Raw genomic sequence first — 19966 nt, 5'->3', positions numbered from 1 at the left:
CGCGGAATCGTTCTAGAAGAGCGGCTTCGCTTGGGGCATCCGGCCCTATTTGCGTCCTCATGCCTCTCGATCATGCCAGCCATCGCTTCCCGCAAATCCTATCGCGTCGGCCGCTCCAAGACCGGACTTGGCCTCTTCGCCACCATGCCGATCAAGAAAGGCACCCGGATCATCCGCTATTTCGGGCCGATCCTGGACTGCCGCATTCCTGAGCACGACGAGATCGAGAACAAATATCTGTTCGAGCTCAACGGCCGCTGGACCATCGATGGCTCGGTGCGCAAGAATCTCGCGCGCTACATCAACCATTCCTGTCGGCCCAACGCGGAATCCGACGTCCGCCCGCGCGAGCGCAAGGTGTTCATCCGCGCCATCAAGAACATCGAGCCGGGCGAGGAGATCAACTATGATTACGGCACCGACTATTTCAAAGCCTATCTCAAGCCGATCGGCTGCAAGTGCCCTTCCTGTGAGAACAAGCGCAAGAAGCAGCGCGCCGAGGCGCGTGCGGAACGTGCCAGGGTGAAGGCGCGCGCGGAGCGCAAGGCGCAGAAGACGGGTGCCAAGAGTCTCAAGAAGGGTGCCAAAAAGAAGAAGCTCAACGGCCATGCCGTTGCCAAAAAGAGCCGCGCACGGGCATAACCCGCGCGTCGCCCCTTTGGGCCCACCGTCATGCCCGGCCGAAGGCGGGACATGGGGGTACATTGTTGTTTAGGCAGCCACTGCGCTCCCGCTCTTTCGCAAGCCCACATATTGCAGCTCGGCGAATACGCCGGTCGCGATTGCCTGCGCCGTGATCATGAGTTCGCCGGCGAGGTTCGGTGACACCGTGCCCGAGAACAGCACTGCGATGCTGCCGACCGTCCAGGCGGCGTTGCCGACCACGACCAGCAGCACGAGCGGCTTCGGCACCACTGTGCGCGAGGCGAGCCACCCCACCAGTGCGGTGTAGGCGATCAGGAACAGGCCGGTTTCGCGCAACAGCGCTTCGGGCAGGTTGAATACCGTCGCGAACGTACCGGCGCCGACGGTGAAGCCGAGTGCGGCAACGCCGCTGAAGAGGGCGTCGGCGAGCAGGGCGCGGCGCAGGAAGGTGGATGCGTCGATCATCAGAGGTCTCCTTGGCTGGGTTGGGCGCGGGGGAACTCAGTGCAGTCCGCGCCACCAGGCGCGGAGCAGCCGGCTGAGGACGGGGAAGAGGCTCCTGCCGACGCTGTGCTCGAGTGCCGTGACCTGCGCGACGACATAGTCACCCGTCGAGTGCACCAGCGGCTCGGGCATGTTGAGTCCCCGGGCCAGCATCCGAGCCGCGAACGTGACGGCCCAAGAGGCGATGCGAGGCAACACGTAGTCTGCAAGGGTCCGGTAGAGCAGCAGTGCGATCATGGTCATCTCCTGTCATGACCGAAGATGCGCCGATGCGGGACCCAGTTCGATTACCTCGGGGGTAATGAACGCGATGTACGCGAAATCATCTGTTCTTCAGCGGCTTCCGCGCCCGTGCGAGCAGGCTCGAACCTTTTCTTACGGCTTGACGTAGGTCCATCCCTTTTCCTGCAATTCCATCACGCGCACGACGCCCGACTTCACGACCTCCGCCTGCCGAACAATCGGTATGTCCTTGCTCTCGCTTTTCTGCATCTTCTCCCGGGTGTTGCCGCAGGCCTTGAACGAAACCTCGGGCGTGCTCAGGGCCATCTCTTCAATGCGCGCCTTTACCGGCGATGTGTCTTCACGCAACATGTGCAGGCCGGGCCCGAACGTCACCACCTCGATCTTCACCTTCTCGCCGGCGTCCTTGTAATATTCCGCCACGTTGGTTGCGTTGTTGAGCGCGAGATTCATCGCGGCGGGGTCATTGGTATTCACCTGAAGGATCAGGTGATGCTCTTGCTTCTTGGTTGCGGCCGGATCATCCATCCGGGCAAACGCGGACTGTTTTCGCCTCGCCGTCGTCTGCTTCACTATGTGTTGCCTCGCATGGCTCGCCCTGTACAGGGCGGGTTGCCCGTCTGCCGGCGTCCAGTACTTGCCGCCTTGCTCCGCGCCCGCAGGCGATGCAGCAAGCAGAGTGGCGAACGCTGCCATCGCGGCCGCTTTGGCATTAAGATGAAAGTTGATCATTATGCGCCTCCATCGAACAAGATCATCTGTTCGCCATCAATGATTAGGTGCTGCAATCGCGCGCGGCCACCTGCATGCCGAGGCCATCTTCGCGCGCGCCGCGTCCAGCCCGGCGAGGGAGAACGTTCCGTCATGCGCAGACCCGCCCCTTGCCGAGAGGAGGACGATAAGGTCCCCGCCGTCCGGAAGCGACTGCACCAGGCGAACAACATCGCCCGCGAACGCGACGCCAGGACCGAAGGCCGGCGCGGCCGCTGCGACCTGCACTGCCGGATTGTCGTTGACGCGATAGGAAATTGCATCATCACCGCTTCCGCGTGAGATGCCCGGGCCCGCGAGCGCCAGTTCCGTCCTGCCAGCGCGGCAGCGGATCGATAATTGCATCGTGGACTCGCCGGCCCCGCTGCGTGACGACGTCGTAGCGGTCGCGATCGGCGAGTAGTCTATGGGGGAGGTCGTCAGGCTGACGATCCAGTCGTCTTCGGGCGTCATGCCATTTTGAGGCGCGATGGAACGCGTCAATTTATTCAGACACCCCAGGCGGTCCGCGTGTTCCTTCTGAAGGCAGGAACGCAGCTCCGTCGCGGGATCCTGGGCCAGCGCAATGCGGCCTGTACCGCCGAGTGCAACAAGAAGGAGGATCGCGGCGCGTTTCATTGTGATGCTTGTGTTGCGCGAGGCTGCCGATCCAGCCATGCCTGCGCCGCAGGGACGCGCGCGAGACCCGGAACCGTCGCAGCGAGGTTGATGGATTTCCACTTCGGATCGAAGCCGGGGGCCTGCAATCTGTCGATCCGGGAGAATAGGTGATCGATGAAGCGTGTGACGCGCTCAGAGCGATTGGACTTTGCCGGCCAATTGAAAGCGACCAATGCAGTCGGCACGGCGATCGTTGAAACGCGTTCGCCCTGCTTTATCAGATTGGGATAGTCGGTCGCATCGAGGCTGGCGGGAAGATAGTAGTCTTCGAACTTGCTCTCGTATGGGAGGGGCAGGAACTTGAAGCCGGGCTCCCAACGGCCTCGCACGAAAGCATCCACCGGCTTCGATGTGATGAAGACGACGGCGGACATCTCGCCTTTGCGCATCTGCTCGAGTGCGATCTGGTGCGGAATGAACGTCTTCTCGACGTCGAGATTGAGGCGGCTGAAGATCAGCGGCCCCGAATAGGCCGCAGCGGTGCCCTGCGTATTGAAATTGACTTTCTTCCCGGCGAGATCACTCAAGCTCCGAATCTCGGGTCGAACGAAAATATGCAGCTCGGACGGGAACAGATTGAGGACATACGCAATTCGTCGCTGGATGTCCGGAACCTGGCTCTTGTATTCCTCGAGCGCGTCGGAGTTGATGATGGCCGCATCGATGCCGCGCAAATAGAGCAGGGAATTGAGGTTTTCCGCGGCACCGCGAGTGACGACCGGCAGAACATGCAGGTTATCCCCATCGTCGACCACACGGGCGATCTCGGCCGCGAGGCGAATTGGTGCGCCCTCGAGCAGACCCCCGGCGAGGCCGACCGTCCAGGCGTTCATGGAGACCACCTCAGGCCGTGGCAGCGGCGGCTCGGGCCGCGCCAGGCGAACCTTGCGCGGTCGTATATCTTGCGGCTGCGCATCTGCCCCGAGCTGAGGGGTCAGGAGCAATGGTGCGAGCGCCGCGAGCAAGAGCAGCCGACGCAATCCTGTAAGCCTTTTCATCGACCAACTCCTCTACACATGCGGCGGCCGTGGCGGCGCTTTCGATCCTTGATTGCATCGTCGCTTTGGAGATCGCCTCACCAGACCGTGCTATCGGCGCAGCGCTTCCGCTCGCGTTTTCGCTTCCTTGATTCCTCCAGCCTCGGCCCGCGCATAAAGAGTCTGCGCTTTAGTGGGATCGCCTTGCGTTCCGTACGTTCCAAAATTTCGAAGGATCAGCGGATCGTAGGTTTCCGCGAGCAGGAAGCTTGCTTGCGCGCTCCCTAGCTCGGCGGCGCGCTCGAGCACGATCCGCGCCGCGCCGATGTTTCCCTGTTCAAGCAGCGCGCTGGCGCGCGCGATCAATTTCACCGCTTGCACCCCGTCGTTAGGATTGACCTGAGCATCGCCCTGGCTGCGCGCCGCTATGGCCTGATCTTTGACCGGCTTGTCTTGGACGGCTACGTCTTGGATCGCTCCGTCCTGGACCGCTCGGTCTTGGACAGGCCGGTTTTGGATTGGCCGCGCCGGCGCTGACACCGGTTCCTGGCGTACTGCCTTGCCGGTCGTAGCCGGCGGAGACGCGGCGTAGGGAGCCTTCGCCACGAGTGCGCCGTTATCTTGACGCGCCAACGCCAGATCCCTTTCCAATCCGTCGGCGCGCTCGCGCTCGCGCTGCAATGAGCTCCGCAGCGCGGCCGAGTCGCGCTCGGCGGCCTGCTTGATCCGTGTGACTTCCTCGCTCGCGTTGGACGCCATTCTGGTCTGTGCGTCGAGCTCGCGGCTCGTTTTCGCAAGATCCTGGGATAGCTGTTCAGCGCGCTCGTGTTCCCGCTGCTGCGATTGCTCCAGCGAGGCCGTATCGCTCGCCGCTCGTCTGAGCTGTGCCGCTTCCTCACTGGCCTGGGCGGCTTGAGCTTCGTATGCGTAGATCTTGCTGCGGGCCATCGAGAGATCCTGCGCCAGCGCATCGGCTCTCTCGTGCTCCTTCTGTATCGACCGTTTCTGCTCTTCGGCGTCAGCCTTTGCCGCTAGCGTCAGCCTGGCGACCTCGTCGCCCGCCTTTGCGGCCAGCGCCGTCTGCGCATCGATGTCTCGTCGAGCGGCCGCGAGCGCCTGCTCGAGCTGACCGGTCCGCTCCCGCTCCTGTTGCACGGATTTCTGCAACTCCGCTGCGTCGCTCTCTCCTGCCGCTTTCAGCCGGGACGCTTCCTCGCTGGCTTTCGCCGCCAGTGCCGTTTGGGTCGCAGCCTCGCGCCGCGCCACCGCGAGCTCTTGCTGCAGCCGCTCCATCCGGTCGTGCGCGTCCTGCGCAAAGGCCGGGAGCGGCATGGCGTTTGCAGCCGCTAGGTCGAACTCGGCAGATTCGCCTCCAGCCTTGAGGGTCTGGGCCTCGTATGCGTAAATTGCGCTCCGGGTCAGAGAGAAGTCCTGTGACAGCGCCTCGGCCCTGTCACGCTCCTTTAGCATCGATTGCCTCAAAAGTTCCGATTTCGCCGTTGCCGCCAGCGCGGTCTGGGACTCGACATCAAGTCGCGCGGCTGCAAGGTCCTGCTCCAGCCGTGCCGAACGATCGCTTTCCTGTTGCAGGGCGTTTCGTAGCTCCAGGGCGTTGCTCTCCCACGCATGTTTCAGCTGCGACGCTTCCTCACCTGCTTTAGTCGCCAATGCAGTCTGGGTTTCGATGTCGCGCCGGGCGGTCACGAGGTCCTGCTCCAGCCGCGCCGAACGATCGCTTTGCTGTTGCACGGCGTTCCGTAGCTCCAGGGCGTTGCTCTCCGACGCATGTTTCAGCTCTGACGCTTCCTCACCTGCTTTAGTCGCCAATGCGCTCTGAGTGTCGAGGTCGCGGCGGGCGGCCACGAGGTCCTGCTCCAGCCGTGCTGACCGCTCGCGCTCCTGCTGTAGCGATGCCTGCAACTCAGCTACGGCACTCGCGCCCGCTTGATTCGGTTGGGAAGCCTCCTTTAGTCGGCAAGCGTCGTCGACGGCCTTCGCTGCCAACGCCTTTTGCGTTTCGACCTCGCGCCGCGCATCGTCGAGACTTTGCAACAGCCCCTCGGCGCGATCGTGCTCTCGCTCGAGATGTTGCAGCAACGCTATGTCGCGCCTTGCAAGGCCAAGTTCGCAGGACAGTGACTGGGCCCAGTCACGTTGCGGCTCCGAAAGCTGCTGGGCTCCGGTTTCGCTACTCGTCGCTTGCGCAACCTGCATCGATTTGGCGCTGCCGCCTGGGCGCGGCACCAAAGTCGCGAACTCGTGAGCACTGAGGTTGAGGGCAGTCGTTGCCTGTTGTGCGTCTGCGAGGCGCCGCGTCTGATCCGGTGAAGCCATCGTTTCCGACGCCCAAGTCATAGCAAGCATGACCGCTGCCATCCACAGAGGTGCAGATCGGTCCCACCTCAGGGAGATCTTCAATTCCTCATGAAGCATGACCTTGCGCTCCATCACGTGCTGCCAGGTACGTGGCGCCAGGACTTTGCCGTCCCGTTCGACTGTCTGTGTGGGCTTTCATCGGCAAGCTGGGTTCAGAGCAGTGCCTTCCCGGGGCGCCATTGCATTCCCCTCATTCGAGAGGAAAACAGAAGCGATTTCATCAATAAGCAGCGCTATTGAACAACTGCCATGGATGGGTACTCCCTATGCCGGTCGGCGCCTGCGAACCGCGATGAAGTTGTTTGGGATCTACGGTGTTTCAGAACCAATCGGGGGGCCGCCGGGCCGGGACAAGCGCCTGAGCACGCACGGCTGAGGCGTTGCAGGACGCTCCTTTGGAGTACTCCCCCACGTCCGCGCACACAGGAATCCATACTCGGGCGTCAGGAGCAGGGTGGAACCGACTGGATCGTTCAATGTTCCGGCCCCGGTGCGGCGTGTCGGAGACGTGAACCATCATCCCCTCATCTTGGTCCTACAAACTCCCCGAGGCCGCGTGATAAGAGTCAAACCAGCAAAACGCTGAACTAGACCTGACGTTTGGCGTTTTGCGTTGATCGGAGGGAGCGTGCTCTTGAAATCGAGTCTCAGAAATGACGAGCCCCGGTGTGGCTAGCAATCAAGACGATTTAGTTACCGCTCTTCTTCGGCTTGTCGCCTGGCTGCTTGCGGCCGCCGTTACCTTCGTAACGCTCGGCCCTCAGGACCTTCGGCCTCACCCCATCCTTGGACAGCACGGCGACCATGCGCTCGCCTTCGTTCTGGTCGGCATTAGCTTCGGTCTCGCCTATCCGCAGCGGCGCTGGACTATTTCTGCGGTCGCCGTTGCCCTGATCGGCCTGCTTGAAATCATGCAGCTATGGGTGCCGGGACGGCACGCGAGGTTTGGGGATTTTGTCGTCGATGCGCTCTCGACCTGCGTCGGCTTCGCGGTGTCCGCCGCGTCCCATCGGATGATGGCGCATTTGGCGAAGATGCCGACCCGTTGACACGCAAACGTCGTTGACGAGCAGGCTGATCTTCCCGCCCAGGGCTTCTTGCGACTCACATCCGCGGCGGATCGGCACCTTTTCCAAAGCGCGGGGGGAACGGCTCACGTCGGCAACCGCGACGGTCGGGCGGCGTTATCGGGGCGATGCCATCCGCGGGATGAAAGCGTCAATCGAGCGCTTAGTGCACGGGTGCCCGGACATTCCGCCGTCGCTTGGATCGGTGCTGCGGGTCTTCAAATTTGAGTTCGGCGACAAGCCGCCAAAGCTGAACCTCGTGACCGTCCGCCAACTGCCCGGCGCGCTTGGTTGCGGACGCGTCGTCTGGGCATTCAAGATTGACGACGCCCCCCAGCCGGCCGTGTTCGTCCAGAACGTATGCACGATAGTGTGGCATCGCGGATTCCCATGAGCGACGGCATCTTACCTGCAGCCTTGCTCCGCGGCGCGGAGATTTCGGGTCATTACGAGCTACCTCTGATGGGCGGTATGCTTGCTGCCGAGGTTCGTTCCGAATTCAGCTCATGCGATTGGGCTCCGGTGCTCGACCAATGCCTTGGGCCGGAGCGCTCAGGCATGACGGCGCAGATGACCGGACCGCTCCGGAGCCTTCGGGAGCTCGCCTGCACGAAAGCCATTGGGGTTCTGCAATTGCCAGCGCCAATGGTCCGCACACATTTGCTGCAAGGACCGCGTCGACGTCCAGCTCAGCGCATCCTTCGCAAAGGTCGGGTCGGCATAGCAGACGGCGACATCACCGGCCCGGCGCTCCACGATTTCATACGGGACGGGCCGCCCGCTCGCCGCTTCGAATGTGCGAACGACGTCCAAGACACTGTGGCCGTAGCCTGTTCCAAGGTTGACCGTGAGCAGGCCGGGTTGTCTGAGTTGGCGTAAGGCACTCAAATGACCAGCTGCGAGATCGACCACATGAATGAAGTCGCGGACACCCGTGCCGTCAGGCGTATCATAATCGCCTCCCCAAATCCGCAGCTTCTCCCGCCGTCCAATCGCCACCTGCGCGACAAACGGCAACAGGTTGCTGGGAACGCCCAACGGGTCTTCTCCGATGAGCCCGCTTTCGTGCGCGCCAGCCGGATTGAAGTAGCGCAGATTCGCGATGCGCCAACTGTCGTCAGACCTGTAGAGGTCCTTCAGCATCTGTTCGATCACGAGCTTTGTGCGGCCATACGGATTGGTGGGGCCAAGGGGATGCCTTTCGTCAATCGGCAGATATCTCGGTATCCCATAGACGGTCGCAGACGAGCTGAAGACGAGCGTCTTTACATTCGCCGTTTTCATGGCCAACACGAGTCGCATCGTTCCCAGGACGTTGTTCTCGTAATACGTCATGGGTCGTACATTGGAATCGCCCACCGCCTTCAGCCCTGCGAGGTGAATGACCGCGGTCACTCCGAACTCACGAAGTATGTCGCCGATCACCTTTTCATCCCGGATATCGGCGTGCCGAAACACGAGCGAACGCCCGCAGATGGATTGCACGCGGTCCAGCGACGCCCTGGTGCTGTTGGAAAGATTGTCGACAGCGACGACGTCGAGCCCGGCGTCCAGCAATGCGATGCAGACGTGGGACCCGATGTAGCCGGCACCTCCGGTCACCAAGATCATCTCGGATACCTTCCGCACTCGCACCACCGTCCTCCGTGCGATGCCTGCATCGGCGCCGGCCAGGTTCTCCAGAGCCGACCTCGCAACAGCGCTTGCTGCGAGGAAGCCCCGGCGGCCCAGTGGAGGCTCGTCTCGGAACCGGCCAGAACGCGAACACCTTGATGCAGCATCACTTGTCTCTGAGCGTAGGCATCACACTACTTGCAAGCCGCGTCATGGGGTGGAGAGATTTCGAACCTTACGTATTACCTCTGATGGGACACCCGCGTTTCGTCCAGGTTCCCGATGCCGCAATCAATTCGACTAAGACTGACAGCGATCACGATTGTCGCACCACCCATGTTCAAGCGATCGCGCATCTGACGTTCCAGTCGGACCCGCTCTGGTTTCCAGCCCAGCAAGCTCGCGCTTATCATTTTTGCCCGACGCGAACCGAACCGCCGGCGATCGAACCGGTCCGGCCTGTCGCTGCCGGAGCATCCGAACTGCCCGGCCTCCGGGGAGGGACGGCAGGACCATCTTGGTATTGGAGGCTGACCTCGACGGCGTCACCCGGCTGCAGCTCGGTATCTTCATTCGCAATGATCCGGTCTTGCCCCTTATCGCCCTTCCTGATGATGGCAATCTCCGCGTTGTTGCCGGCTCCTTGCACGAGTTGCGATCGAACCATCGCAGTGTACTGAAGCTTCTCGCCGACGCTCTGCAGCTTCTCGCGAATTTCATTGAGCTTTACGCTGGTATCTTGCAGCTCGCGGAGCAGGTCGAGCTTGCGCTGGTCATCCAGCTTCGCGAGCTTCCTGACGAACTCGTCCTGCTGCTTCTTGACCTGCAGCAGTTGCGCAGAGGTTTGCAGCTTCCGGGTTGAAGACAGCAGCACCGCGCGACGCGCATCCGTAACGCGAGGGCTGATCAGGGAACCCTTGCTGAAGAGCTCGGTCGTTTTCTGCAGGTCTTCAAGATCGCCCTGAAGGCCCTCTTCATCCTTCTTCTGCTGGTCTGACAGCACCCGGATCTCGTCGTCTCCCTGTCGAATGCCGCGCTGGAGGAACGTCTTTTCCTGCTGATAATCACTTTGCTTGGTCTTCAGATATTCCGCTTCCGAATTAACGATTTCGGAAATTGCCGATCGAGCCAAGGGCGCATCCATCAAGGGGGCTGGACTGATCTGGGCTCCATCTCCAAGTTCGGTCTTGATGCGCCACATACGGGCCTGTTCTTTGGCCAGCTCCGTCCAAAGCGAACCATACTCGCTTCTGAGGTCTGCTGCCTCCAGATACGGGTTATTCATCTTGACCCGCATGATGTCGTAGCCGCCTGCCACGGCGACGAGCTGGCGCGCGGTGATAGACGGACGATACGGGTATTCACCCGGCTTCGATACATCCCCATTTACGTATAGGGGCTTGTATTCCGCGATGATCGTCGTGACCTCGTCTGCGTCAATCACGACGACCGTCTCACGGCCATCGGACGTCCGCTGCCGAAATACCTTGCGCGCAAGTGCAGCCCCGATTTTGGCGCGGATCTGTGGCAAGGGCAGGCCGGCCGCTGGAAGCGTTCCGACCAGAGGCAACGAAATCGTCCCGTCCATTTGAACGGGAGCACGATGCCGCAGCTCCGGCACGCCGGCCACCGCAACCTCCAGCACATCTCCGATGCTTACCAGATATTCCGCCTTTGCTTGAGTGACGGAAATTGTCAGGCCAACAGCCACCAAGGCCCATTTGATGCAACGACCCAGGTCGCTGCCAAAGACGTCGACATGGAAGCTATTGCGCAGTCTGGAGTTCGGCATGGCGTCATTTCCTGTGCGAACGTGGTCACCGAAGTGAGAGTCTTTCAAGCTTGTTCGCGGAAGGCAGCACGTCGACGTCGAGTAGCGTCCACACAGGCGATCCGCGGAATTACGTTCTCTTCTCTGGCGCCGAACCGCTCGGTGCCCTCCAACATACCAGTCGACGATTGCTGCCCGAATCTAGTCCCGTGCTGTCGTGGCTCAACCGACCATCGTAGTTACCCACTTATTGCCCCTCCCATCCGGTTTTCGCCAATTTCCATCCAGTTTGGCGTGCTTCATCAGTTTGCGGGCCTGTACCAGGCTTCCGGTCGATGGAGGTGCGGCAATCGCAGGCGCGTTGGAAGGCGGATTGGCCGCTCTCTTGCTATTGGTGACCGAGTTCCTGCTCGTAACCGAAGCGGGCCGTGGGCACGCAGATGACCATGATTGAAGAACCGTACGCATCGCCGCTTCACCGCCGATGATCACGCCGGCGCCAGGATTCACGAAGTGCAGGCGCTATCGGTGAACACGCTCGAACCGAGGTGCAAACTATTCTGATACGGAAGCACGATACTCACGGCGCCACATCTCCAGCATCATGAGCTGAAATAGACGGCGGCTTCCGCGCTCTGTCGACCGAAGTCTCGACAGGAAGCGCGCCAGGAACCGTTTGTCGAAAAGTGGCGAGCCGGTCGCGATGAGATCGTCCACGAGCGGTCTCCAAGGTCCCTTGAACCATTCATGCAGGGGGATGGAGAAACCCTGCTTTCGATGGCTATCAAAGTCGGGAGGTAGCCAGCGCTGCGCAAGAGCACGCAAGATGATCTTTCTTCGACCGTCCTCGAGCTTGAATGCTCCGGGTAATCGCCCAAAAGCAAACTCGACGATTCGATGATCCAGGAGGGGCGCGCGCACCTCCAGGGATGTGAGCATGCTGGCCCGATCGACTTTGACAAGAATGTCATCGGGCAGGTAGCTGCGGAACTCGGTGGCACAAATCGCATCTATGCCTGTGTAGGCTGTCTCCAATCCGGCGCGGCGAAGTTCCGGGGCAACCGACATCGGCCTGCCCGTCAGTCGCGAGCGCGTAATCGGATCAAGTAGTCGCGTCAGTGCTGTTTGTGGCTCATTCCAGCTTAGTAGCCCCAAGATCGCGTTGCGTCCTTCGATTCCCACGGGAATCGATTTTGCGGCGAGTGCTTCCAACCCGAGCCGATGCAGACCAAACTTCCGCAGTTGCGCGATCTTCAGAAGCCAAGGATGATGAATGTAGCCGCCGAAGAGTTCATCGCCTCCATCGCCTCCCAGGGCGACAGCGCATTCCTTTCGAATCGCGCGACTCACCAGGTAGGTGGGAAGCACTGAGTTGTCCGCGATTGGCTCGTCATATTGACGGATGAGCGAAGGCAAGAACTCGCCCGAGCCGGGCTCAGCCACGAGTTCGGTATGGTTTGATCCGAGATAATCAGCGACCCGACGCGCATGGCGCGACTCGTCGAAGCTCGGATAGTCTGGAAAGGCGACATTGAAAGTGCGAATAGGCTGTTCCGAACTTCTGACGGCTGCGGCAGCCACGAGGCTCGAATCAAGGCCACCGCTCAGCATGATGCCGATTGGCACATCGGCGATGAGCTGGCCTCGCACGCTCTGCGTCAGCAGGAGTTCGAGTTCGCTCGTGAGCTCTTGCAGATCGCTCCGTGCGGTGTCGGTGGCACGTATCGGTAGGTCCCAATATCTGCTGATCTGCAGCCGATCCAGATCGGGTTCGTAAGTCAGCCAATGTCCCGGCGGCAGTTTTGCAAATCCGTCGAGGATGCAAAGCGACCCGGAAACGTAACCATACGCCAGGTAATCGTCGAGCGCCTCGCGATTGACCCTCCGTGGGATATTCGGATCAACGAGAATAGCCTTCAGTTCCGACGCGAAAGCGAACCGCTTGTTCTTGTGCAAATAGAAAAGAGGCTTCTCGCCAGCTCGATCGCGAGTAACGAAGAGGCGTCGTTTGGCGCCGTCCCAGATCGCGAGCGCGAACATTCCGACCAAACGATCGAGGCACGCGGGGCCCCACGTTCGATACGCGGCGATCACGACCTCGGTATCGCTCGCGCTGCGAAAGCTATTGCCGCGCGCCTCGAGTTCGGCTCGAACGTCCTGAAAATTGTAAATCTCACCATTAAAAACAATTTGTATTTGGCCATCATCCGAACTCATTGGCTGATGACCGAGGGGGCTGAGATCGATTATGGCCAAGCGCCGATGACCTAAGCCGGCCCGCCGATCCGGACTGAGCCAGACACCAGAGTCGTCCGGGCCGCGGTGGGCAAGTGCATTGCACATCCCTTGCAGCAGTTGAAAACTAACCGGCTTCTCGGCCTCGATTATGCCGGCAATTCCGCACATGCTTGCCCGATCATTTTTCTATACGAAAAGAACGATACTCGAAATGTTGCAAGTTACAGAGGAGGGGCGCTCGTCGTCAAATCTCCAGGGTTTAAGGAGCGGACAAGATCAATCACTGCATCCGCGCGCTTGGGGCTGCATCAGATGGTACACCGTAGAAGACGCCCCGTCCGTCGGTCCCGATGTACACTCGGCCTGAGACTTGCCGGTCACCCGCCATGGCCCCCGCTCCGTTTACGAGATCGCTCATCTGGTGTTGGGTGTCGTTGATGAGAACCCAGCTGGTGCCCATGTCGTCGGATCGAAAGATCCCCGTCATGTTCTCCACTGTGCCGTGGAGAAAGATCGTCGGGACATTCGACCCGTTCGGCGGTGCTCCGAAACTGAACATCAAGGCGGCGTTGACGTTGGCAAGCTTGACGAAGGTCTCGCCTGCGTTCGACGAGCGATAAAGGCCCGAGGCACCGTTGCTCATCCAAACCTCCCCGTTCATTCCTGGGGCGGCTTCTACGACCTGCTGTCGCCAACCCGACGACTGAATAGTTGAGATGCTCTCGAATGTCGCCCCACCGTCGGTCGAGCGGTAGAAATGGCCGCTCTCGTAGTCGTACAGGTAGAACTTGCTTCCATCTGTCCGGTCCGCGGCCAGCGGCTTGTTCTTGCTCCAGTAGTCCTTCCCTTCGACGGCGGTCGACGGCGCTCCAACCGATTGCGTCCACGAGGCGCCCAGGTCGGTCGAGTAGTAGGGAGCGCTGCCTTTCGGCAGCCATACGATCCGCCGTGACGTGGCCGAAACCGCCACCCGGCCGTCGAAGTTTCCGTTTGGGTAGGATGAAAAAGCCGTGAAGGTCTGCGCATTGTCGATGGAATAGCCACCGGCCGGCGAGGTGTCTCCAGGATGCCCCACCCGCACCACGAAGTCTGGATCCGCCTCCTCGAAATCGATTCCGGTGGAGGTGCCAAAGGGCGTATATCCCAACTCGTTGGGCGGTGGCGTGGTGAGAGAGGCGTTTCGGAAACCGATATGGTCAGCCACAGCTGACAGCAGGGGAGCGCGCCGGGGCGGGGACTTGACGTCGAAGACGACCATCTCTTCCAGCCCATTTACATAGCTCTGCCAAACTTGGCGCTTGGCGGTAATGTCGTCGGTGCGCCATACCCCGCCAGTGTCCGTGAACCAAACCCGCTTGGGATCGCCGGGATCAATTGCCATCGCCGACGGCCCATCGGCAAACTCGCTGTTGGGCAGCCACGGGACGGAGGAGGTGGCTCTCACGTTCCAGGAGGTCCAAGTGGCGCCGCCGTCCGTGGAGCGATACCAGCCGTAATGGCTCTCCATCGTCACCACGACGTTCGGATTGGTCGGGTCGGCGCTGATAGCCGAAAAGTTGCGCCTCTCGTGGGGCGGCGAGATGTTGGTCCAGGCGTTTCCGGAAAATTTCGCGATTCCGTCATCGTGGGTCACGTAGAGGGTTCCATCAGAGGCGAGGGCCTCGCGGTGAGGGTCAACCGGGCTGCCGGCCATGAGGGTCCACGAGACCCCGGCGTCCATGCTGCGGTAGACGCCGCGGCCGCGTACGGCGGCATAGATTGTTGAAGAAGGCGATCCCGCCCTGCCTGTCGTGCGATCGACGGCCACGAAGGTGATCCCCACTCCTGCCGTGCCTTTGGGGAAACTCTCGACCCGCTGCCAACTTGCTGCGGCGTTGGTGCTCTTCCACAAGCCATCGTTGCGTGAACCAAAGTAGAGGACGTTGCCGTCATTCGGATCCACAATCAGGCGCTCGCCGTTGAGCGCGCCCTTAAAATCGTTGCCGTTCATGACGACGTTTAGATTGGTGCGCTGCCATGTCTTGCCTTGATCTGTGGACTTGAGTACATCCCACGGCCCGCCGCGCCACCAATTGAACATCCCGCCAGCGAAGTAGACGTTGTTGGGGTTCGATGGATCGATAGCGATGCTCTCTCCGCCGAACAAATTCTGGTGCGAGAGCGGGAGCCAGTCGAGCAATGGAATCCAGCGCTGGTTGGCAGCATCCCACCGGTAGCATCCACCGACATCGGTGCGGATGTAGAGCAAGTTGGGGACGGATGGATGCGCGACGATTCCGGTGACGTACCCACCCCCGCCCCACTTCACGTTCGTCCAAACGTATGGCTCGCTCTTGACGCGGCCTGCATGCGCGGCGGCGAAGCTTAGAGCGGCCAGCAGCGCTCCCAGACATGCTCGATGAATGAACCATGCGCTCCAGGCGCTCTTTGCCAGGGGTGCGTATCTTCCGGCCCGCTCACCAACGCCCAGCACCATCAACGGTGCGTGCGCTCGTTTCTCTTCCATACACCCTCCGTCTGCAATGAATTTCAAGTACCGCGATTGGCGGGCATTTGATGGTGTTTGTTTCGACCATTACGCAAACCCCGCTGAAATGTCGGCGCCAGCTGGTTCAGCCATTCGGCGTCACTTCCGCCGTTCTCGAAGGAGAGATATCAGCGACCAATGCATGTTCGTGAGCACAAAACCAAGCGTCACAGTTATCACAAAGATCGATGACTTCACGAAAAGGCGAAGAAAGACCGATGTGTCCAGCCCGGAGCAGAGGATGTGGACGACGAGAACGCCGACTGCGACGACAGCGATGACTTTACTACTCTGATCGAGCCGTATCAGTTGGGCGATGCTGGTTCCCAGCGCTTTGGCAACCATGCTCAAGGCCCAGCACTCCCAAACAACAAGGCTCATGGTGCTTCCTGCAACCACTCCGGCTAGACCGAAAAACTGCAGACCAAGAATGCTCAAGGCAATCGACAGCAGAAGGGATATTGTTCCAATTATTGCAGCCCGCCGGCCGAAGCCAAATACCTGAAGCAGATGGCCGGCCGCGAAGACGGTAGCCATCTGTCCCAGCAGATAAACGCGCATGAGCGGCACCGCCCCCAGATACTCGCGCGTATATATGAGTTCGACGAGTTCGTTCGCGGTCGAGATCAGCAACCCGAGGACTGGGGGCAGCATAAGTCCCAGCACGAGATATCCCTTCTGTATAAGGGAGCGAGCGTCATCAACTTTGCCAGCCCCAACCAAGGAGCTGATCTTGGGTAAAAGAGCATCATTGAGAGGCTGGCGAGTCAGCGTTCCGACCAGCAGAACCGTCGATGCAATCGAGATAAGTGCAAAGGCCGTGTTCGAAAAGTTCGCCGCCACGACCCATTGGTCGGCCTGCACGCGCAAAAGGAAAAGTCCCTGGGCGACAGCAAAGGGCAACGAATAGTTCAATTGCATGCGTGCGAGTTGTCGGTCGAATGCGAGGCCGGGTTCCTCCGCGGCAAACAGAGCGTAGATGAGCGCTATTCCGACTTTCACCGCAGCCACGCCGCACATGGCTACCAGAACCCAGGCCACCTCGCGCGAGGCGACTGCCGAACCTGCCAATGCCGCCGCCCTGATTATTGCAAAGCCCACCGTTGTGCCGGCCTGCCACTCCGTCTTGCCATCCGCGTTCGGTAATACGTCGAGGATAGACGCCAATATCCAGGTGCCGACGAAAATCTGCACGAGCGGCGAGTAGCGCTGCAAGCCGGCGATCGAACCAGGCAAGACGGGCATCAGGATCAGAAGCGAGAGAACCGATAGACCACCGAGCGCGAACAGGCTTAGTAGCGTGTTCCCCACCAGCTTGGGCCGGGCTCCGGGAGCGGCGCGCGGCAGGAAATAAATCAGGGACTGCGGCAAGAAGAGGGTAAACAGGATCAACCCTGTCGAGGCAACCAACCACATCAGGCGGTAGTCCCCAAACTCCTGCTGGGTCAGGTGGCGGACCAGGATGACCGGCAGCGCCATTTGCATGGCATACTCGAACACCCCTGCAGCAGCCAGAAAACCAGCCTTGCGGCGAATCCCCGATGTCGTGCCGCTCGCGCCCGCCTCCATGGGCCCTTGTCCAGCAGGTTTTCGTGCTGCGAGTGCTTCCGTCATAGGGAAATGAGGCCATGCACGCGCTGACGCGCATGCATGCCATCCCTCCTGCGTCGATCGCCGTCGATCAGGAACCACATCGCTACACCGGTTTGCTCGACACGCGTCATTTCTTCCTTTGGTGAACCGCTTCCTCGATTGCTGCGAGGTAGGGTTTCAGCACAACGTGATCGCCATGTACTCGATTCATGTAGCTCGTGCATCGCTCGGACGCCTTTCGCCATTCCGTTTCATCGGCAACCAAGTGATCGATGACTTGAGCCATCTCATCGATGGACTGGGGGGAGGCACCCAGGCCTTCGCGCCTGATAAGTCCATCAGGATCAAAAAACGATACTACAGGAACACCGCGACGCCAGGACTGAAGAAAGGAATTGGGAAAACCCTCGGTATGCGACGTATTGACGAAAATCTTGGCGCGGTCATAGAGATCTCCGACGTCGTGATAAGGCACGCGACCGTAAAACGTCAGGTTCGGAAGGTCCTTCGCGGCAGACTCGATCTTGCTGTACAGCTCGGAATAGCCAGGCTGTGGACCGCCGACCATGTGGATTTGTCGCGAAGGCATGCGACGCGCCAACTCGATGGCGAGCTCGGGGCGCTTGAAGTCACGCAGGTTGTTGACCCAAAGGATGTCCAAGTCGCGCTGATCACGATCCAGCTGCCGATCCGGCGGATCCACCAGCATGTCAGCGACCACGCTCGTCAAACCGTAATTTTCCAAGAGCGAGCGTTGCTGGCCGGAGTGCTGGCAAAGAACACTGTCGGCCCTCCTCAATCCGTATTCGTAGAGGCTTTTTGTCTCGCCTGTAGCGTATCAGCAACTTCTCTGGATCGGCATCCGTGTCATGTGCCAATCGGTGGACGAGACCACGTCCATGCCGGCGGCAGAACATCGCGACCAAGCCGACACGCATGGCGGCACTGCTTGTGTAGTAGACGTCGGCATCGGCTCGCATCAGCGCCGCCCACGTTGCGGTCCAACGTGGATAAGCAAAACGGAGTACCGGAAGACCCGCTTCCGCACGATACGTTTTGTAGGTTGTGACGCCATGCCAGGCTTCTGCGTCGGGCTGACCATAATCCCCGACGACAATGCAAACCTGGTACCCACGAGCAGCGAGTGCTTTCGCGAGCAGCGTCTGTTGGACCTCCTCCCCACCAATACCATGGCGATTGTATTCCGGCGCAAGGACCGGGAGGTTTTCATGTCCGACGAAACACACCTTCATGGCTGCGGTCTTTTGGCCGAATAGGTTGAGTGGGCTTGGCCGAGGGCAAGCCCGTAACACAACCAAAGGGCCACCTGCGGGTAGGTCGGCACAAATCGGTCATCCGTCAGTCCCTGGACGGCGAGACATATCAGGCAAACGACCCCACCTTGGAAAATCCCGCGCCATAGTGGATCAGGATGGTTCTTCGCGAGGTGCCTGAACATCGTCCAAGCCGACCAGAAGAAGGCTGCAACGACTGCACCGCCCACGATCCCCAGATCGAGAAGAACGCCGAGATAAGCGCTATGGGGGTGTCCCACCGGCAGCATGGCTCCCTGGATATTGGGAGTGGCCCACTGGGTCGAACCGAGGCCATGCCCGAGGATGGGCGCTTCCCACAGCGTTGGCAATAGCGGGAGCCAGATCATGTCCAGGCGACCGGCCGAGATTGCCTGGGTATCCTCTGTCTGGAAACCCGTCGTCGCCCGTTCGACGAAGGCGTCCGGCAATATCAAGGCGACAGCGACGGTGAACGACAGTGCAAGACCAATCTGGCCTGTTCGGCGCCGGGTGATCAGATAATGTCCAACGATGATGGCAAGACCGACAAAGGCGCCTCGAGAAAAGGTCAGGGCCGCCGTCGCGGCAACGACGATAGCGCATGCAAAAAGCATCAGGCGCGGAAGCGGTCGGGAGGCGGCGGCCGCCGTGTGGAGCAGGATCGCAAACCCCAAGTTCGCCATGAGGCCGATCTCATTGGCGTGCATTCCAGTCCAATTGAGAAAACCACGCTCTCCCGCGGACGCGAGACTGTCCAGGCTGATGCCGTTGCCAACGACGTCGCTCACGACGAGCACGAAGAAGCTGACGAGTGCACCAGCGAGCGCCCAGATCAGAGCCTGCCCATTTCCATTCCGCGAGACCACAGCCGCCAGCCAAGCCACGATAAGGATAACCATCGGCTTGGCGAAACTGTCGAGCAAGTACGCAGTCACGGTCAAAGGCTCCTCGCCTGGAATCGTGATTGCGTGCTCTGCCGAACCGGACCCGTTGTAGGCGGCGAGTGCAATGAGTGCGACATATACCAGCAGGGTCAGCGGCAGCCGGGGAAACCGAACGGCCTCTCGGAGACAAGCCAAGCATAGAGACAAGAACGTGAGCACGAGCAGGCAATTTTCCGGGTTAAGTCCCGTTACCCCGAATACCTGACGCGGAACCATTTGGGTCGACGCGAAAGGCAAGAGTAACACCAATAGCCAGACTCCATTCCGGTAGTTGGCGAGGACCACCGCCGCGGCAATCGGCAACGAAAAAAGGAAAAAGGGAATCGCTCCCCCGACCATTGCCGTCAATCCGCCCCCGATCGCGCCAAAGATCCCAACGAGAATCAGGAGCAAAGTGTCGGCTCGCAATAGCGGGACGGAGCTGGAATTCGAGAAGGAGCCGTTCATCTGTCGATCGCCGTGTTGTCGAATGACCCTTTGTGCGCCGTCATCGTCAGCGACATCACGGATGACGAAGTCACGCCGTCAATCGAACCCGGCATTATCGATTACCAGCAGCCGATGTCATTCGCGACCGGATTGAGATAGTGCGTGAGAGTCGCCGTCTCGCGCTTCATATGCAAGCGTCTGATGCGGCGCGAACTCTGCGAATTGGAGGTAATCCCTTTACCAGCGCGCCAGGGCGCGTCCCGCAATGCCCCCAGACCAGAGAGCCGCGTCCGATCTTCATTGCAGCAGATA

Annotated in this window: 17 protein-coding genes; 3 read left to right on the top strand and 14 right to left on the bottom strand. The window is 60.4% G+C overall.

All coding sequences use genetic code 11. The features are described from left to right. The first annotated feature begins 72 nt into the window (after positions 1–72). The gene (locus ACVIIW_RS32865; protein WP_456704494.1) at positions 73–642 is read left to right on the top strand and encodes an SET domain-containing protein; all 570 of its coding nucleotides are present in this window, start codon (positions 73–75) and stop codon (positions 640–642) included. 69 nt (positions 643–711) lie between these two features. Here ACVIIW_RS32865 and ACVIIW_RS32860 read toward each other — a convergent pair whose 3' ends face one another. The 6 genes from ACVIIW_RS32860 to ACVIIW_RS32835 form a co-directional block, all read right to left on the bottom strand. Continuing rightward, positions 712–1110, bottom strand: a complete 399-nt coding sequence (locus ACVIIW_RS32860) for a hypothetical protein (RefSeq protein ID WP_456704493.1) — start codon at positions 1108–1110, stop codon at positions 712–714. Positions 1111–1146: 36 nt separating this feature from the next. Further along, positions 1147–1386, bottom strand: a complete 240-nt coding sequence (locus ACVIIW_RS32855; protein WP_456704492.1) for a hypothetical protein — start codon at positions 1384–1386, stop codon at positions 1147–1149. A gap of 138 nt (positions 1387–1524) precedes the next feature. Beyond that, complete coding sequence (locus ACVIIW_RS32850) at positions 1525–2124, bottom strand: DsrE family protein (RefSeq protein WP_456704491.1); 600 nt, start codon at positions 2122–2124, stop codon at positions 1525–1527. 36 nt (positions 2125–2160) lie between these two features. Next, positions 2161–2781, bottom strand: a complete 621-nt coding sequence (locus ACVIIW_RS32845) for a hypothetical protein (RefSeq protein WP_456704490.1) — start codon at positions 2779–2781, stop codon at positions 2161–2163. Continuing rightward, entirely contained in the window at positions 2778–3821 is a 1044-nt protein-coding gene (locus tag ACVIIW_RS32840; RefSeq protein ID WP_456704489.1) for a TAXI family TRAP transporter solute-binding subunit, read from the bottom strand. The genes ACVIIW_RS32845 and ACVIIW_RS32840 overlap by 4 nt, the downstream gene beginning before the upstream one ends. A gap of 90 nt (positions 3822–3911) precedes the next feature. Beyond that, complete coding sequence (locus ACVIIW_RS32835) at positions 3912–6248, bottom strand: hypothetical protein (protein ID WP_456704488.1); 2337 nt, start codon at positions 6246–6248, stop codon at positions 3912–3914. Positions 6249–6829: 581 nt separating this feature from the next. Between ACVIIW_RS32835 and ACVIIW_RS32830 the strand changes: the two genes are divergently transcribed. Both ACVIIW_RS32830 and ACVIIW_RS32825 read left to right on the top strand, forming a co-directional pair. Beyond that, positions 6830–7225, top strand: coding sequence for a VanZ family protein (locus ACVIIW_RS32830; protein ID WP_456704487.1), 396 nt, complete (start codon positions 6830–6832; stop codon positions 7223–7225). A gap of 13 nt (positions 7226–7238) precedes the next feature. Continuing rightward, complete coding sequence (locus tag ACVIIW_RS32825; protein WP_456704486.1) at positions 7239–7637, top strand: hypothetical protein; 399 nt, start codon at positions 7239–7241, stop codon at positions 7635–7637. Between the two features lie 158 nt (positions 7638–7795). Here the strand turns inward: ACVIIW_RS32825 and galE are convergent, their stop codons facing one another. From galE to ACVIIW_RS32785, 8 genes are all read right to left on the bottom strand, one after another. Next, the gene (gene galE, locus ACVIIW_RS32820; RefSeq protein WP_456704485.1) at positions 7796–8854 is read right to left on the bottom strand and encodes a UDP-glucose 4-epimerase GalE; all 1059 of its coding nucleotides are present in this window, start codon (positions 8852–8854) and stop codon (positions 7796–7798) included. Between the two features lie 412 nt (positions 8855–9266). Further along, positions 9267–10649: a polysaccharide biosynthesis/export family protein gene (locus ACVIIW_RS32815; protein ID WP_456704484.1), complete on the bottom strand. Its 1383-nt coding sequence runs from the start codon at positions 10647–10649 to the stop codon at positions 9267–9269. Positions 10650–11183: 534 nt separating this feature from the next. Continuing rightward, a complete protein-coding gene (asnB, locus tag ACVIIW_RS32810) occupies positions 11184–13034 on the bottom strand; it encodes an asparagine synthase (glutamine-hydrolyzing) (RefSeq protein ID WP_456704483.1) in 1851 nt (616 codons plus the stop codon). A 112-nt stretch (positions 13035–13146) separates the two neighbouring features. After that, positions 13147–15372, bottom strand: coding sequence for a WD40/YVTN/BNR-like repeat-containing protein (locus ACVIIW_RS32805; RefSeq protein WP_456704482.1), 2226 nt, complete (start codon positions 15370–15372; stop codon positions 13147–13149). A gap of 120 nt (positions 15373–15492) precedes the next feature. After that, positions 15493–16962 carry a lipopolysaccharide biosynthesis protein gene (locus ACVIIW_RS32800; RefSeq protein WP_456704481.1) on the bottom strand — a complete coding sequence of 490 codons (1470 nt, stop codon included), beginning with the start codon at positions 16960–16962 and terminating at the stop codon, positions 15493–15495. A 151-nt stretch (positions 16963–17113) separates the two neighbouring features. Further along, the gene (locus ACVIIW_RS32795) at positions 17114–17707 is read right to left on the bottom strand and encodes a glycosyltransferase family 4 protein (protein ID WP_456705329.1); all 594 of its coding nucleotides are present in this window, start codon (positions 17705–17707) and stop codon (positions 17114–17116) included. Then, positions 17697–18239 carry a glycosyltransferase family 4 protein gene (locus tag ACVIIW_RS32790; protein ID WP_456704480.1) on the bottom strand — a complete coding sequence of 181 codons (543 nt, stop codon included), beginning with the start codon at positions 18237–18239 and terminating at the stop codon, positions 17697–17699. The genes ACVIIW_RS32795 and ACVIIW_RS32790 overlap by 11 nt, the downstream gene beginning before the upstream one ends. Further along, positions 18236–19672, bottom strand: a complete 1437-nt coding sequence (locus tag ACVIIW_RS32785) for an O-antigen ligase family protein (protein WP_456704479.1) — start codon at positions 19670–19672, stop codon at positions 18236–18238. Before ACVIIW_RS32785 ends, ACVIIW_RS32790 begins: the two co-directional genes overlap by 4 nt. Between the last annotated feature and the right edge of the window lie 294 nt (positions 19673–19966).

The organism is Bradyrhizobium sp. USDA 4449, assembly GCF_054056275.1.
This window is presented reverse-complemented; position numbering and strand designations above follow the sequence as displayed.

Bases quoted from the DNA above. Each gene is read 5' to 3' on its own strand.
- asnB (WP_456704483.1), bottom strand. From the start codon at position 13,034: ATGTGCGGAATTGCCGGCATAATCGAGGCCGAGAAGCCGGTTAGTTTT.
- ACVIIW_RS32790 (WP_456704480.1), bottom strand. From the start codon at position 18,239: ATGAAGGTGTGTTTCGTCGGACATGAAAACCTCCCGGTCCTTGCGCCG.
- ACVIIW_RS32835 (WP_456704488.1), bottom strand. From the start codon at position 6,248: ATGGAGCGCAAGGTCATGCTTCATGAGGAATTGAAGATCTCCCTGAGG.
- galE (WP_456704485.1), bottom strand. From the start codon at position 8,854: ATGATCTTGGTGACCGGAGGTGCCGGCTACATCGGGTCCCACGTCTGC.
- ACVIIW_RS32855 (WP_456704492.1), bottom strand. From the start codon at position 1,386: ATGATCGCACTGCTGCTCTACCGGACCCTTGCAGACTACGTGTTGCCT.
- ACVIIW_RS32815 (WP_456704484.1), bottom strand. From the start codon at position 10,649: ATGCCGAACTCCAGACTGCGCAATAGCTTCCATGTCGACGTCTTTGGC.
- ACVIIW_RS32800 (WP_456704481.1), bottom strand. From the start codon at position 16,962: ATGGAGGCGGGCGCGAGCGGCACGACATCGGGGATTCGCCGCAAGGCT.
- ACVIIW_RS32845 (WP_456704490.1), bottom strand. From the start codon at position 2,781: ATGAAACGCGCCGCGATCCTCCTTCTTGTTGCACTCGGCGGTACAGGC.
- ACVIIW_RS32840 (WP_456704489.1), bottom strand. From the start codon at position 3,821: ATGAAAAGGCTTACAGGATTGCGTCGGCTGCTCTTGCTCGCGGCGCTC.
- ACVIIW_RS32865 (WP_456704494.1), top strand. From the start codon at position 73: ATGCCAGCCATCGCTTCCCGCAAATCCTATCGCGTCGGCCGCTCCAAG.
- ACVIIW_RS32830 (WP_456704487.1), top strand. From the start codon at position 6,830: ATGACGAGCCCCGGTGTGGCTAGCAATCAAGACGATTTAGTTACCGCT.
- ACVIIW_RS32785 (WP_456704479.1), bottom strand. From the start codon at position 19,672: ATGAACGGCTCCTTCTCGAATTCCAGCTCCGTCCCGCTATTGCGAGCC.
- ACVIIW_RS32850 (WP_456704491.1), bottom strand. From the start codon at position 2,124: ATGATCAACTTTCATCTTAATGCCAAAGCGGCCGCGATGGCAGCGTTC.
- ACVIIW_RS32860 (WP_456704493.1), bottom strand. From the start codon at position 1,110: ATGATCGACGCATCCACCTTCCTGCGCCGCGCCCTGCTCGCCGACGCC.
- ACVIIW_RS32805 (WP_456704482.1), bottom strand. From the start codon at position 15,372: ATGGAAGAGAAACGAGCGCACGCACCGTTGATGGTGCTGGGCGTTGGT.